A 13133-nucleotide genomic window follows, 5' to 3' on the forward strand; every position below is an offset into this window, starting at 1 on the left:
GGAAACTACGCTGTTTGGCACCAACCCCTGACTTTACCCGCAAGTGACAGCCCGGAGGCGGGTTCAGGACACTGTCGAGCGACGTGCGGTGGCAAGCGTGGAGCCATTCCGATCCAAGCTGGGGCCGCGGATCTGGCTTCGCCCGTCCGCAGGCGCAGCGGCCCCCTCGGGGGGCAGGAAGCGACACGAAGTGAGCGACCGTGGGGGCTATTCAATCCAGCCAGGTCGTGAAGGCCTCGACGCCGACACGCGGCGTGCGGAAGGTGTTGACCAGCGCGGACTCGTCGGCGTACCCCAGCGCCATGCCGCAGACCAGCATTTCGTCGTCGCCGGCGCCGATGTGCGGCAGGATGATTTTGGCAAAACCGTTCCAGGCCGCCTGCGGACAGGTATGCAGGCCATGGCCGCGCGCTGCCACCATGATGTTCTGCATGAACATGCCGTAGTCCACCAGGCTGCCGCGGCCCATGACGCGGTCCAGCGTGAACATCAGGCCCAACGGTGCGTCGAAAAATTGGTAATTGCGCTGGTGCTGCGCATGCATCTTGTCCTTGTCACCCTTGCCGATGCCGAGCAGGCCGTAAAGGCCCCAGCCGTTTTCGCGGCGCCGGTCGATGTAGGGCGAGACCCACTTTTCCGGGTAGTAGTCGTACTCCTCCTTGTACTGCGTCGCCAGCTCCGGATTGGCGCGGATGGCGTCGTGAGCGGCGCAGACCTTGCCGACCAGGCTGTCGCGGCTGCCGCCCTGCAGCACGTACACCTTCCACGGCTGGGTGTTGGTGCCCGAGGGCGCGCGGCTGGCGATCGCCAGCAGTTGTTCGAGCGTTTCGCGCGGCACGGCTTTTGGCAGGAAGGCGCGCACGGACATGCGGCTGTGGATGGCTGCATCCACAGCATTGAGGGGTTCGGTCACTTCAGGGTCTCCAGGGTGGTCAACAGTTGCGGCGGCAGCGGCACGGGCCGGCGGGTGTGCCGGTCCACATACACATGGATGAAATGCCCCCTGGCGGCGCACAGGGCGGCGTCATCTTGACCAGGGAACAGCCCGACCTCGTAACGCACGCTGGACGAACCCACGTGCGCCACGCGGATGCCGGCGAGCACCGGGTCGGGAAAGGACAGGGGCGCAAAATAATTGCACTGCGTCTCGATGACCAGGCCGATCACGGCGCCGGCATGGATGTCGATGGCGCCGCGCTCGATCAGGTAGCCGTTGACCGCGGTGTCGAACCAGCTGTAATACACGACGTTGTTGACATGGCCGTACACATCGTTGTCGGACCAGCGTGTGCCGATCGGACGGAAGACCTTGTAAGCGCTACGGGGTTCGGCTTGGGGGCGTGTCGGGGACGTCATGGAGAGCTATTTTGCCAGCAGACCAGCGGCATTCTTCCGTCGAGCCGGGGCCGCGGGTCCGGCTTCGCCAGCCCGCAGGCGCAGCGGCCCCCTTGGGGGGGAAGGAAGCTACACGCAGTGAGCGACCGTGGGGGCCATCTTCCAGCGGTTCCAGTACTCGAGTGCCACGCGGTAGGTGTTCATCTGCACCTGTACCGTCTCGTCGATGTTGGTGCCGTAACCGCCGGCCATGGCGAAGGCCAGCGGAATACGGCGCTGCCAGGCCCAGTCAAACACGCGCCGGTCCCTGGCCTCCAGGCCGTCATAGCTGAGCTTGAGCCGTCCCAGCCGGTCCCCTTCGAACGGGTCGGCGCCCGCCAGGTAGATCACCAGGCCAGGCTCGAAGCGCCGTTCCAGCTCGTCGAGCGCGTGCTCCAGCGCCTGCAGGTAGGGCGCATCGGTGCAGCCGTCCGGCAGGTCCACGTCGAGGTCGCTCGCCTCCTTGCGAAAGGGGAAATTTTTCTGCCCATGCAGCGACAGCGTAAAAACACCCGGATCGTTTCTGAAAATGCTGGCCGTCCCGTTGCCCTGGTGCACATCCAGGTCGATGACCGCCACCCGAAGCGGCGTGTGCTGGCGACGTGCCCATTCCATCTGCATCTGGCGGGCCGCGACCGCCGCATCGTTGAACACACAAAAACCCCCACCCTTGCCTGCCGAAGCGTGGTGGGTGCCGCCCGCCATGTTGGCGGCCACGCCTTCGGCACGGCCCTGCAGCCCCAGGGCAGCACGCGCCGCCGCCACCGTGGCGCCCACCGACCGCCGTGAACGCTCGACCATCTCTGTGCTCCAGGGAAATCCGATCTCGCGCATCAGCGCCGCATCCAGCGCGCCCTCGGCCACGGCCTGAATGTAGGCCGGTGTATGCGCCAGCGCCAGCTCGCCGTCGCTGGCCCGCGGCGCCACGCTCAAACGCACCTGCGGCAACTCACCCGCCACGCGGTCGCGCAGGCGCTGGTATTTCGCCATCGGGAAGCGGTGCCCGGCCGGCAAGGGCAGGACAAAGTGATCAGCATAGAAAGCTTGCATGACGGCCAAGAAACAGGAAAAAGTTCCGGAACGCCAAGGGTAACTCCTAGGGCAAATGGCGTTTCCGGCCTTGAGTTTGTTATAAATAATAACTACAGTTGATAACCATATTTACACAAAACAACTACATCGACGGTTCTTTTCCCCGGGAGATCCCTCCTGTCAACCACATCGAGGAGCGAAAAATGTCCTGGCTCGCATCCACCCTGGCTGTCTGCATGGAAGGCTTTCGGGCTCGCCTGCTGCCAAGCCCTGTCCGGGAGGCCAAGGTAGAGCAGGTACGCGAAGTCATGCTGGCGACTCTGGATACATGCGGTGACAGCAGATTCCTGGGCCTGAAAACCCGTATCAGGCTCGCAAGTGACGCGCAGCGTATGTGGGACCTGCGCAGCGAGCTCATGAAAGCCCTGGCAAGCGACCAGGGGGAGGCCCGCGCGGGCGAGGAGCTGCGGCTCATCACCGGCATGTTCCGCGACCTATTGCCAAAGGGCCTGGCCTCAGGTCTGGCCCATCAAGCCGGTTCAGGCACGGGATCCAGGCAGGCAAGGGAGCTTCGCGAAAGCTTCACCAACCTCAAATAACAAGTTTTTAAGGGAGAACCACATGTTTCGTTCAACATTCATGGCATTGATGGTGTTTGCAAGCGCCCAGGCGATTGCAGGCGACAAGGGCGTGACGCCTACAGAAATACGACTGGGCGCGTCGGCCGTTCTCAGCGGTCCACTGGGGGCACAGACCAAGGAATACGGCGTGGGTTCGCGCCTGTACTTCGACGCGGTCAATGCTGACGGAGGCGTGCACGGCCGCAAGATCAGCTACACCACGCTCGATGATGCTTTTGACGTCAAGCGCGCCGTGGACAACACCCGCAAGCTGATCGAAGAAGACGGCGTGTTCATGATCTTCCACAGCACAGGCACAGCGCAGACCGGCGCGATCTTGCCACTGCTGCAGGAAACCCGGACCATTGCCTTCGGGCCGGTGACGGGTGCGTCCGCGTTCAGGGAAAAGGTCAATCCCTACCTCTTTCACGTACGCGCGAGTTATGCCAATGAAGCGCGACGCATTATTTCCCAGCTCAAGCAAACCGGCATCTCGCGCATCGCCGTGTTTTACCAGGAAGACGGCCTCGGCAAAACGCTGCAATCCGAGTTGCGCCTGGCCGCGAGCGCGGAAAACATCAGCTTCGTAGCTGAAATCAAGGGCGACCCCGCCAAACCCGACTTCAAGGCCGCCGCCGCGGCCACAGAACAGGCCAAGCCCCAGGCGGTCATCGTTGCCACCGCGGGAGCCACCTTCCCCAATTACGTCAAGGCGGTCCAGCAGACCGGCGCCAAGCCCGGCTTCTACGGTTTTTCCGTCGCGAGCGTGGACGTGATCAACCGCGAACTCAAGCAAGATGCGCGCGGGATCATCCTGACCCAGATCATGCCGTCGCTGCGCAACACGACCATCCCTGCGGTGGCCGAGTACCTGAAGCTCCTGCGCGAGAAATCGCCGGAAGCGCGCCCCTCGGCCTCGCAGTTCGAGGGATTTGTCCACGCCAAACTGCTGGTCGAGGGTCTGCGCAGGGCCGGCCGGCAACTGAACACGGACGCGTTCATCAAGGCCATGGAGGGCGCCGGCGACATCAGCATCGGCCGTTTCGTGGCGAAGTACTCGCCGCAATCGCACAACGGGTCCACTTACGTGGAGATGGCCATCATCGACAACGAAGGCCAGCTGCGCTACTGATCGGGCGGGGGTGCCAGCCCCTCTGCCCCTGACAGCGTCTGCCCCTCCCGCAGGCGCCCCCCGCCCACTCCTCGACAGGGCGGACGCTAGAGCTTGACCTCTAAAATGGTGCACTGCAGCAAAAACCGCTTGCAATCGTGCACCCAGTCCTTATACTTCAGTTATGTTGCAGTGCAGCAATCGACAAGACAAGCCCAACAGCAGATTGTCCGGCAGCGCAACTACTTGAATTCTTAACCCACCTCTTGGAGATTTAAATATGTTGACCGCTGAACAAATCATGGCTTCCCACAAAGCAACCGTCGAAACCCTGTTTGGTCTGACCAGCAAGGCTTTCGAAGGCGTCGAGAAACTGGTGGAACTCAATGTCCAGGCTTCCAAAGCTGCCCTGGCTGAAACCGCCAACCACACCCAGACCCTGCTCGGCGCCAAAGACGCCCAGGAACTGCTGGCCCTGCAAGCGAGCCTGATGCAGCCCCTGGCTGAAAAAACAGCCGCCTACAGCCGCCACCTGTACGACATCGCCACCGGCACCGGTGCTGAAGTCGGCAAGGCCTTCGAAGGCCAGGCTGCTGAAGCGCAAGCCAAGTTCATGGGCCTGGTTGACAGCGCCGCCAAAAACGCACCGGCCGGTTCCGAGTCCGCTGTGGCCGTGATGAAAAGCGCCGTGGCTGCTGCCACCAATGCTTTCGAGTCGGTCCAGAAAGCCGTCAAGCAAGCCAGCGACATGGCCGAAGCCAACCTCACCGCAGTGACCAACACTGCCGTGAACGCCACCAAGACCGCTTCCAAAAAGCGTTAATAACCAAGGCTTGAATTGGCGGGCCGAACCGCCAGCTGATTCAGGCCGGGTTTGAGAAACTCAAACCCTGTAGATTCCGGAGCTTGCTGCCGTTAAACAAGTATCGGAGCGCAAGTTCCAGCCGGTTGTCTCCTCGGGTCCTTCCAGAAATTCAGTTTCACGGACCCCTTCAAAGCCTGATCGCAAGATCGGGCTTTTTTTTTGGTCAAAAAGACCTTGAGCCCTTGCCTGCCTTGCGCAGGCAGCTATCAAAAACGGAGCGTTGAACAGTGCGTTAGCGCGCTGCCGTGCGCAGGGTGTCCAGCTTGGCCCGGAGTGCCGGCAGGGCCGCCCGCATCGCCACCTTTCCCGCATCGATGGCACGTTGGCGGGCCGAGAAGTCGGCGCTTTTCAGGCCGACCTGAGACGGCTGCACCACCACATCGGCATCCTTCAACTCGTACTGGTTGATGCTTTTGCCCATGATGGCAAAGGTCTGCAGCAGGATCTGCAGCGTGCCGTCCGCCGTGTTGGCTTCGGGCGGGTTGGAGATGTCGACGGCAATCACCAACTCGGCGCCCATCTGCCGCGCAAAACGCACCGGCACCGGCGAGACCAGGCCGCCGTCCACATACTCGCGGCCATTGATTTTGACCGGCACAAACACCGCCGGCACGGCACTCGATGCGCGCACCGCCATGCCGGTGTCGCCGCGCTGGAACAGCACCGGCTGGCCGCTGCCCAGGTCCGTCGCCACGATGCCCAGCGGAATGGCCATGTTTTCCATCAGCCGTCCCGCCACCAGATCGTTCACATAACGACTCAGGGCCTCGCCGCGAAACATGCCGCGGCCGAAAATCGGCAGCATCCAGTCGGTGATCGCGACCTCTTCCATGTTCAGCGCCGTCTGCTGCAGCTGCGCACTGCTTTTGCCGCTGGCATAGAGCGCGGCGACCAGGCTGCCGGCCGAGGTGCCGACCACCACGGAAGGCCGGATACCGGCTTCTTCCAGCACCGCAATCACGCCCACATGGGCAAAACCGCGCGCCGCCCCGCCGCCCAGCGCCAGGCCGATCCGCGGCGCGCGCTGGGCCGGGGCCTCGAGCACCGTGCTAGCCGGACCCGCCGGCAGGCTGGCGCAACCGGCCAGCATCGCCAGCCCGACCGCGGCGGCCGCCAGTGCAGCCCCGCGCCCCAGCGCAGCGGCCGCCGATTGCACAACCGTGCGCGCTTCAGAAAAGCTATTGAGAATAATTCGCGTTTGTATTACACTAACTTCCATTCCAACCTTCACAGCTCGCACCATGTTGAAAAAATCCCCGATTCTGGCCACCCTGGCCGTGGCTGCCACCCTGTTGGGCGGCGCAGGCGGCGTCAGCGCGCAGGAACAGGTGGTCAACCTGTATTCTGCCCGCCACTACCAGACCGATGAGGCGCTTTACAGCAATTTCACCAAAACCACCGGCATCCGGATCAACCGCGTGGACGCGGACGATGCCGGCATCCTCGCGCGGCTCAAGGCTGAAGGTGCAGCCTCCCCGGCCGACGTGATTCTGCTGGTGGATGCAGCGCGGCTGGCCAAAGGCGACAGCGAAGGCCTGTTCCAGCCGATCAAGTCGCCGCTGCTGGAAAAGGCGATTCCGGCGCAGCTACGCGCCCAGGCCACACCCGAAGGCACGACCTGGTTCGGTTTTTCCACCCGTGCCCGTGTCATCGTTTACGACAAGCTCAAGGTCAAGAAGTCCGACGTTGACACCTACGAGGAACTCGCCGATCCGAAAAACAAGGGCCTGCTGTGCACCCGCTCGGGCTCGCACCCCTACAACCTGTCGCTGTTCGGCGCAGTGACCGAGCACCTGGGCGCCGCCAGGGCCGAAGAATGGCTCAAGGGCATGGTGGCCAACATGGCCCGCCCGCCCAAGGGCGGCGACACCGACCAGATCAAGGGCGTGGCGAGCGGCGAATGCGGCATCGCGATCACCAACAGCTACTACCTCGCGCGCATCCTGCGGTCTTCCGCGCCGGAAGACAAGGCCATCGCCGACAAGGTCGGCGTGGTGTTTCCCAACCAGCAGTCCTGGGGCACCCATGTGAACATCGCCGGTGCAGCCGTCGCCAAAAACGCCAAGAACAGCGCCAATGCGGTGAAATTCATGGAGTACCTGGCCAGCCCCGAGGCGCAGAACTACTTTGCCAACGGCAACAACGAGTGGCCCGCCGTCGCCGGCGTGAAGGTCAGCAATGCGGCCCTGCAGGCCATGTCGGGCGGCAGCTTCAAGTCCGAAACCATCCCGATCAGCACCGTCGGCGCCAACCAGGTGAAGGTGCAGCAGATGCTGGACCGCGTCGGCTACAAGTAAGCCGGCCCGTCGTCAGGAAAGAAAAGCCCGGTTCGCCGGGCTTTTTTATGGGTGATTTTTATGCGTGATAATTGCCATTGACGTTGACGTTAACGTCAACTCCGCAACACCCTCCCCTCATCATTTCCCCAAGGAACATCTCATGGACATCGCAGGCAAAGTATTCATCGTCACCGGTGGCGCATCGGGTCTCGGCGAAGGCACGGCACGCATGCTGGCGGCCAAGGGCGGCAAGGTCGTGATTGCCGACATGCAGGTTGAAAAAGGCGAAGCCATTGCGAAAGACATCGGCGGCGCCTTCGTCAAGTGCGACGTGAGCCAGGAAGCCGACGGCCAGGCCGTGGTCGCCAAGGCCGTGTCCATGGGCAAGCTGATGGGCCTGGTCAACTGCGCCGGCATTGCACCGGCCGAAAAAACCGTCGGCAAAAACGGCGCACACAACCTCGGCGTGTTCAGCAAGACCATCACGGTCAACCTGATCGGCAGCTTCAACATGATCCGCCTGGCCGCGGACGCGATGTGCAAGAACGAACCCGAAGCCACCGGCGAGCGCGGCGTGCTGATCTCCACCGCTTCCGTCGCGGCCTATGACGGCCAGATCGGCCAGGCCGCCTACAGCGCCTCCAAGGGCGGCATTGTCGGCATGACCTTGCCGATCGCGCGCGACCTGGCGCGCAACGGCATCCGCAACATGACGATTGCCCCCGGCATCTTCGGCACGCCCATGATGTTCGGCATGCCCAAGGAAGTGCAGGACTCGCTGGCCGCCTCCGTGCCCTTTCCCAGCCGCCTGGGCACGCCGCAGGATTACGCCAAGCTCGCGCAGCACATCTTTGAAAACGACATGCTCAACGGCGAAGTGATCCGCCTGGACGGCGCGATCCGCCTGGCACCGCGCTAAGCTCCCTGCGCGCTATCGTATTGGTAGCTGCCAGCGCCCGCCCCTTCTGGGCTGAAGGCCGATTTGACTGGAAAACCAGCCAGATCGGCTTTTTTGTTGCGTGCGTCCGCAGGGTCCCGTCCGGCGACGCGCCAGGCCGGGCCTGGGTTTACCATGGCGGCTCATTCACCGGAGAAGCCATGAAAACCGCCGCCCCCGCATTCACGTCCAGGCGCCACGCTGTCCTGTCGCCACTGTCCGGCCTGGCCCTGGCCGCCGCCCTGCTCGTGGCCGGTTGCGCCACCGCCCCGCCCTTTGCCTACAGCGTGCCGGCGCAACCCGAAGGTGGGTCGGGTTACACCGAAAAACCTGGCTGGGCGAATGCGACCTATGCCGTTGCAGCGGCCAATCCGCTGGCCACCGATGCCGGCTACCAGGTGCTCAAGGCCGGTGGCTCGGCGATCGACGCGGCGATTGCCGTGCAGATGGTGCTCACGCTGGTCGAGCCGCAATCGAGCGGCATAGGCGGCGGCGCGTTTTTGCTGCATGCCCGCGGCAGCCAGGTCGAGGCCTTTGACGGCCGCGAAACCGCACCGGCGGCCGCTGATGAAAAACTTTTTGTCGGCGCCGACGGCAAACCCATGACCTTCATCGACGGCGTGGTTGGCGGCCGTTCGGTCGGCGTGCCGGGCACGGTGCGCATGCTGGAGATGGCGCACAGGCAGCACGGCAAGCTGCCCTGGGCGCAGCTGTTTGTACCGGCCATCACGCTGGCCGAAGGCGGCTTCAAGGTCAGCGCGCGCCTGGCCACCCTGCTGAAAACCGAGCAGCACCTGAAAAAAGACCCGGTCGCCGCCGCCTACTTTTACCAGCCCAATGGCGAGCCGCTGGCCGCCGGCAGCCTGCTGCGCAACCAGCCGCTCGCCGATGTTTTGAGAAAGATCGCCGCCGGTGGCTCCAAGGCCCTGCTCGAAGGAGACGTCGCCCAAGCCATCGTGGCCAAGGTGCGCAGCCACCCGACCAACCCCGGCCAACTGAGCCTGGCCGACCTGGCCGGCTACCAGGCCAAAAAACGCGAGCCGATCTGCCACGACTACCGGGCGCAGGCGCGCGACTACCGCATCTGCGGCATGCCGCCGCCCAGTTCGGGCGCGATTGCGGTCGGGCAGATCCTCGGCATCCTGAACCACACCCCAGCCTCCACGCTGGGTCTGGTCACCGGCACCGGTGGCGACGGCACCACCCCCGCGCCCACGCCATCGGCCGACTGGCTGCACCTGTACACCGAGGCCTCGCGCCTGGCCTTTGCCGACCGCGCGCAGTACCTGGCCGATCCCGACTTCGTGCAGGCCCCAGGCGGCAACTGGATGAGCCTGCTGGACCCCGCCTACCTGGCCGAACGCGCCAAGCTGATTGCCGCGCAGCCCGGCGGGCAAAGCATGAAGGTCGCCAAGCCTGGCCTGCCCGGCGGCATGAAAAGCGCCTACGCGCCCATGGCCGACCAGCCCGAATACGGCACCTCGCACATCAGCATCGTCGATGCGTATGGCAACGCGATTGCGATGACCACCACCATCGAGGACGCCTTTGGTGCACGCCAGATGGTCCGCGGCTTCCTGCTGAACAACGAATTGACCGATTTCAGCTTTGCGCCCACCGATGCCGAAGGCAAGCCGGTCGCCAACCGCGTGCAGCCGGGCAAGCGGCCACGTTCGTCGATGGCGCCCACGCTGGTGTTCGACAAGGCCACTGGTCAACTGGTGATGAGCGGCGGCAGCCCGGGCGGCGCGCTGATCATCCACTACACCGCCAAAACGCTGTACGGCGTGCTGAACTGGGGCCAGATGCCGCAGCAGGCCATCAACCTGCCCAACTTTGGCTCGCTCAACGGCCCAACCCTGCTGGAAGAAAAACGCTTTGCACCGGCCACCGTCGAGGCGCTCAAAGCCCGCGGCCATGAAGTGCGCGAGATGCCCATGACCAGCGGCCTGCAGGCGATCGCCCGGGGCCAGGCGCACGGCAAGCCGCTCTGGCTGGGCGGCGCCGATCCACGCCGTGAAGGTGTGGTGATGGGGGACTGAGGGCCCCATGTCATTGCGGACTTGATCCGCAATCCATGCCGGCACACACGCGACAGTGGTTGATGCAGATGGATCCCGGGTCAGGGCCCGGGATGACAAGCCTGGTCCCGGATGACCATTCCGGGCTTGACCGGCCCTAAGTGGTCCGCATCGGCTCGGCCGGCGCGTCCTGCTTGCTCGTGCCTATGCGTTCGTATTCCGAAATCACCTGCGCGCCCAGCAGCAGCAGCGTGGCGGCCAGTTCCAGGCTCAGCAGGACGATGATGGCCGTGGTCAGCGAGCCGTACACCAGGCCGACCTGCGACAGCGTGTCGAAGTACCAGACCAGCAGATGGCGCGTCACTTCCCACAGCAGCGCCGCCGTGATGCCGCCCAGCAGCGCGTGGCGCAGCGAGAGCTTGCCGACCGGCATCACCATGTAAACCGAGGTCAGCACAAAAATCTCGCCGGCCAGTCCCAGCAGGTAAAGCAAGGCCCCCGAGAAACCGCTGAGCGACCAGCTGTAGCCCAGAAACTCCAGGCTCTGGTCCCCCAGGGCCTGGAAGCTGCCGGAGACCAGCGTCACCAGCAGCAGGCCCATGCCCAGGCACAGGATGTAGGCGTAAGGCAGCAACGCGGACACCAGGAAATGGCGGCGCCGGATCGCCACGCGGTGCAGGAAGATCACCGACATCGCGTTTTCCAGCACGGTGAAGGCCAGCGAGCTGAAAAACAGCATGGTGGCCAGCAGCACCCAACCCATGAGCTCGCGATGGGCGAGAAAGTTTTCCAGCTCGCCGACGATGAAGTCGGACTGGCCCGGCGCCAGCCAGCCGATGTAGCGGCCCAGCGCCTCGAGCAGCGCCGACTGGTCAATCACATGCGACAGCGCAATCGCCATCAGGATCAGCAGCGGAACAATCGACAGCAAGGCGTAATACGCCACCGCGCCCGCCAGCAGCAGGCCCTGGTTGGCGCGAAAGCCGAGCAACACGCGCAGCGCAAAGGCGCCGGGGTGCCGGATCACATAAGCGGCCTGGGGTCCCGGAGTCATGACAGCTGCCTGTTCAACATCAAATAGGCCTCAAGCCCTTGCCAGACGTCCGCAAGCAGCTACTTTTTTGATAGCGCACTCGCCTGGTCTCATACATCGATCGCGGCCGCCGAACCGGCCAGCTTGCGCAGCTCGAACTTCTGGATCTTGCCGGTGCTGGTCTTGGGCAGTTCGCCGAACACCACCGCGCGCGGCACCTTGAAGCCGGCCAGGTGTTTCTTGCAGTGCGCCACGATGTCCTCCTTGGTCGCCGTCGCCCCGGCCTTGAGCTCGACAAAGGCGCACGGGGTTTCGCCCCAGCGCTCGTCGGGCTTGGCCACCACGGCAGCGGCCAGCACGTCGGGGTGGCGGTACAACACGTCTTCCACCTCGATCGAGGAGATGTTTTCGCCGCCGGAGATGATCACGTCCTTGCTGCGGTCCTTGATCTTGATGTAGCCGTCGGGATACATCACGGCCAGATCGCCGCTGTGGAACCAGCCCCCGGCAAAAGCCTCTTCGGTCGCCTTGGGATTTTTGAGATAGCCCTTCATCGCGATGTTGCCCCGGAACATGATCTCGCCCATGGTCTCGCCGTCTTGCGGCACCGGTTGCAGGGTCTGCGAATCGAGAACGCGCACATCACGCTCCAGGTGGTAACGCACGCCCTGGCGCGCGTTGAGGCGGGCGCGCTCGCCGATGTCGAGTTTTTCCCAGCCGTCCTGCGCGGCGCACACCGTGGCCGGGCCGTAGACCTCGGTCAGGCCGTAGACATGGGTCAGATCAAACCCCAGCGCTTCCATGCCCTCGATCATGGACGCCGGCGGTGCCGCGCCAGCCACCATGGCCTTGACGCCGCGCGGCAGGCCCTGCTTCATGCTGGCCGGCGAGTTGACCAGCAGGCCGTGCACGATGGGCGCGCCACAGTAGTGCGTCACGCCGTGCTGGCGGATCGCGTCGAAAATCGCCTGCGGCTCGACCCGGCGCAGACAGACATTGACCCCGGCGCGCGCCGCCACCGTCCAGGGGAAACACCAGCCGTTGCAGTGAAACATCGGCAGCGTCCACAGGTAGACCGCGTGTTTGGGCATGTCCCACTCGAGGATGTTGGACACCGCGTTGAGCGCCGCGCCGCGATGGTGATAGACCACGCCCTTGGGGTTGCCGGTGGTGCCGCTGGTGTAGTTCAGCGCAATCGCGTCCCATTCGTCGTCGGGCTGGCGCCAGGCAAATGCGGCGTCACCACTGGCCAGGAACTCGTCGTAACCGATGCTGCCGATGTGTTCGACCGGCCCGGTGTACAGCACATCTTCCACGTCGATGACCAGCAGAGGCGCACTCGACTGGCGCAGGGCCAGCGCCTTTTTCATGACACCGGCGAACTCGGAATCGACGATGAGCACCTTCGCCTCGCCATGGTCCAGCATGAAGGCAATGGTTTCGGGGTCGAGCCGGGTGTTGAGTGCATTGAGCACCGCCCCGGTCACTGGAATGCCGAAATGCGCCTCCACCATGGGCGGGGTGTTGGGCAGCATCACGGCCACCGTGTCGCCCTTGCCAATGCCATGCCGCTGCAGCGCACTGGCCAGTTGCCGGCAGCGCGTGAAGACCTCGGCCCAGCTGCGGCGCAGGCCGCCATGCACCACCGCCAGCCGGTCCGGGTAGACCTCGGCGGTGCGCTCAATGAAGGCCAGCGGCGACAGCGCGGCGTAATTCGCCTCGTTGCGGGGCAGGTCCTGGTCAAAAATGCTGGGCATCAAAGTCTCCTCGGGGTTGGGCGGTCTGTGCAGCCATGGTAGCCGCACGCCGGCGCCCGGCCTTGACCCGCCTCACATCGAGGCCATCGCCCGCTGCGCTGCAG

At 64.2% G+C, this 13133-nt stretch carries 12 protein-coding genes; 6 read left to right on the forward strand and 6 right to left on the reverse strand.

Annotated features, from left to right (window positions below):
- Nucleotides 1–211: 211 nt before the first annotated feature.
- The 3 genes from AAG813_RS10590 to AAG813_RS10600 all read right to left on the reverse strand — a co-directional run bounded on the left by AAG813_RS10590 (nucleotide 212) and on the right by AAG813_RS10600 (nucleotide 2424).
- Nucleotides 212–868, reverse strand: a complete 657-nt coding sequence (locus AAG813_RS10590) for a nitroreductase (protein WP_341914851.1) — start codon at nucleotides 866–868, stop codon at nucleotides 212–214.
- A 41-nt stretch (nucleotides 869–909) separates the two neighbouring features.
- Nucleotides 910–1356, reverse strand: coding sequence for a thioesterase family protein (locus AAG813_RS10595; RefSeq protein WP_341914675.1), 447 nt, complete (start codon nucleotides 1354–1356; stop codon nucleotides 910–912).
- Nucleotides 1357–1464: 108 nt separating this feature from the next.
- Nucleotides 1465–2424, reverse strand: coding sequence for a histone deacetylase (locus AAG813_RS10600; protein WP_341914677.1), 960 nt, complete (start codon nucleotides 2422–2424; stop codon nucleotides 1465–1467).
- A gap of 185 nt (nucleotides 2425–2609) precedes the next feature.
- Between AAG813_RS10600 and AAG813_RS10605 the strand changes: the two genes are divergently transcribed.
- The 3 genes from AAG813_RS10605 to phaP all read left to right on the forward strand — a co-directional run bounded on the left by AAG813_RS10605 (nucleotide 2610) and on the right by phaP (nucleotide 4960).
- Nucleotides 2610–3005: a hypothetical protein gene (locus AAG813_RS10605; protein WP_341914679.1), complete on the forward strand. Its 396-nt coding sequence runs from the start codon at nucleotides 2610–2612 to the stop codon at nucleotides 3003–3005.
- A gap of 22 nt (nucleotides 3006–3027) precedes the next feature.
- Nucleotides 3028–4158 (forward strand): ABC transporter substrate-binding protein, encoded by a 1131-nt coding sequence (locus AAG813_RS10610; protein ID WP_341914681.1) that lies wholly within the window; start codon nucleotides 3028–3030, stop codon nucleotides 4156–4158.
- A 259-nt stretch (nucleotides 4159–4417) separates the two neighbouring features.
- Nucleotides 4418–4960 carry a TIGR01841 family phasin gene (gene phaP / locus AAG813_RS10615; protein ID WP_293592351.1) on the forward strand — a complete coding sequence of 181 codons (543 nt, stop codon included), beginning with the start codon at nucleotides 4418–4420 and terminating at the stop codon, nucleotides 4958–4960.
- 274 nt (nucleotides 4961–5234) lie between these two features.
- Here phaP and AAG813_RS10620 read toward each other — a convergent pair whose 3' ends face one another.
- The gene (locus AAG813_RS10620; RefSeq protein WP_341914853.1) at nucleotides 5235–6092 is read right to left on the reverse strand and encodes a patatin-like phospholipase family protein; all 858 of its coding nucleotides are present in this window, start codon (nucleotides 6090–6092) and stop codon (nucleotides 5235–5237) included.
- A gap of 151 nt (nucleotides 6093–6243) precedes the next feature.
- Between AAG813_RS10620 and AAG813_RS10625 the strand changes: the two genes are divergently transcribed.
- The 3 genes from AAG813_RS10625 to AAG813_RS10635 all read left to right on the forward strand — a co-directional run bounded on the left by AAG813_RS10625 (nucleotide 6244) and on the right by AAG813_RS10635 (nucleotide 10260).
- Nucleotides 6244–7299, forward strand: coding sequence for an extracellular solute-binding protein (locus AAG813_RS10625; protein ID WP_341914684.1), 1056 nt, complete (start codon nucleotides 6244–6246; stop codon nucleotides 7297–7299).
- 142 nt (nucleotides 7300–7441) lie between these two features.
- Nucleotides 7442–8200, forward strand: a complete 759-nt coding sequence (locus AAG813_RS10630; RefSeq protein ID WP_096667860.1) for a 3-hydroxyacyl-CoA dehydrogenase — start codon at nucleotides 7442–7444, stop codon at nucleotides 8198–8200.
- Between the two features lie 179 nt (nucleotides 8201–8379).
- On the forward strand, nucleotides 8380–10260 hold the full coding sequence (locus tag AAG813_RS10635; protein ID WP_341914688.1) for a gamma-glutamyltransferase family protein: 1881 nt from the start codon (nucleotides 8380–8382) through the stop codon (nucleotides 10258–10260).
- Between the two features lie 136 nt (nucleotides 10261–10396).
- On the opposite strand, the gene AAG813_RS10640 is transcribed toward AAG813_RS10635, so the two are convergent.
- Together AAG813_RS10640 and AAG813_RS10645 are read right to left on the reverse strand one after the other, a co-directional pair.
- Nucleotides 10397–11293, reverse strand: a complete 897-nt coding sequence (locus AAG813_RS10640; protein ID WP_341914690.1) for a YihY/virulence factor BrkB family protein — start codon at nucleotides 11291–11293, stop codon at nucleotides 10397–10399.
- A gap of 89 nt (nucleotides 11294–11382) precedes the next feature.
- Nucleotides 11383–13029, reverse strand: coding sequence for an acyl-CoA synthetase (locus AAG813_RS10645; protein WP_341914691.1), 1647 nt, complete (start codon nucleotides 13027–13029; stop codon nucleotides 11383–11385).
- Between the last annotated feature and the right edge of the window lie 104 nt (nucleotides 13030–13133).

Origin of the sequence: Polaromonas sp. YR568, assembly GCF_943371715.1 — a bacterium.
Classification (GTDB): Bacteria; Pseudomonadota; Gammaproteobacteria; order Burkholderiales; family Burkholderiaceae_C; genus Polaromonas.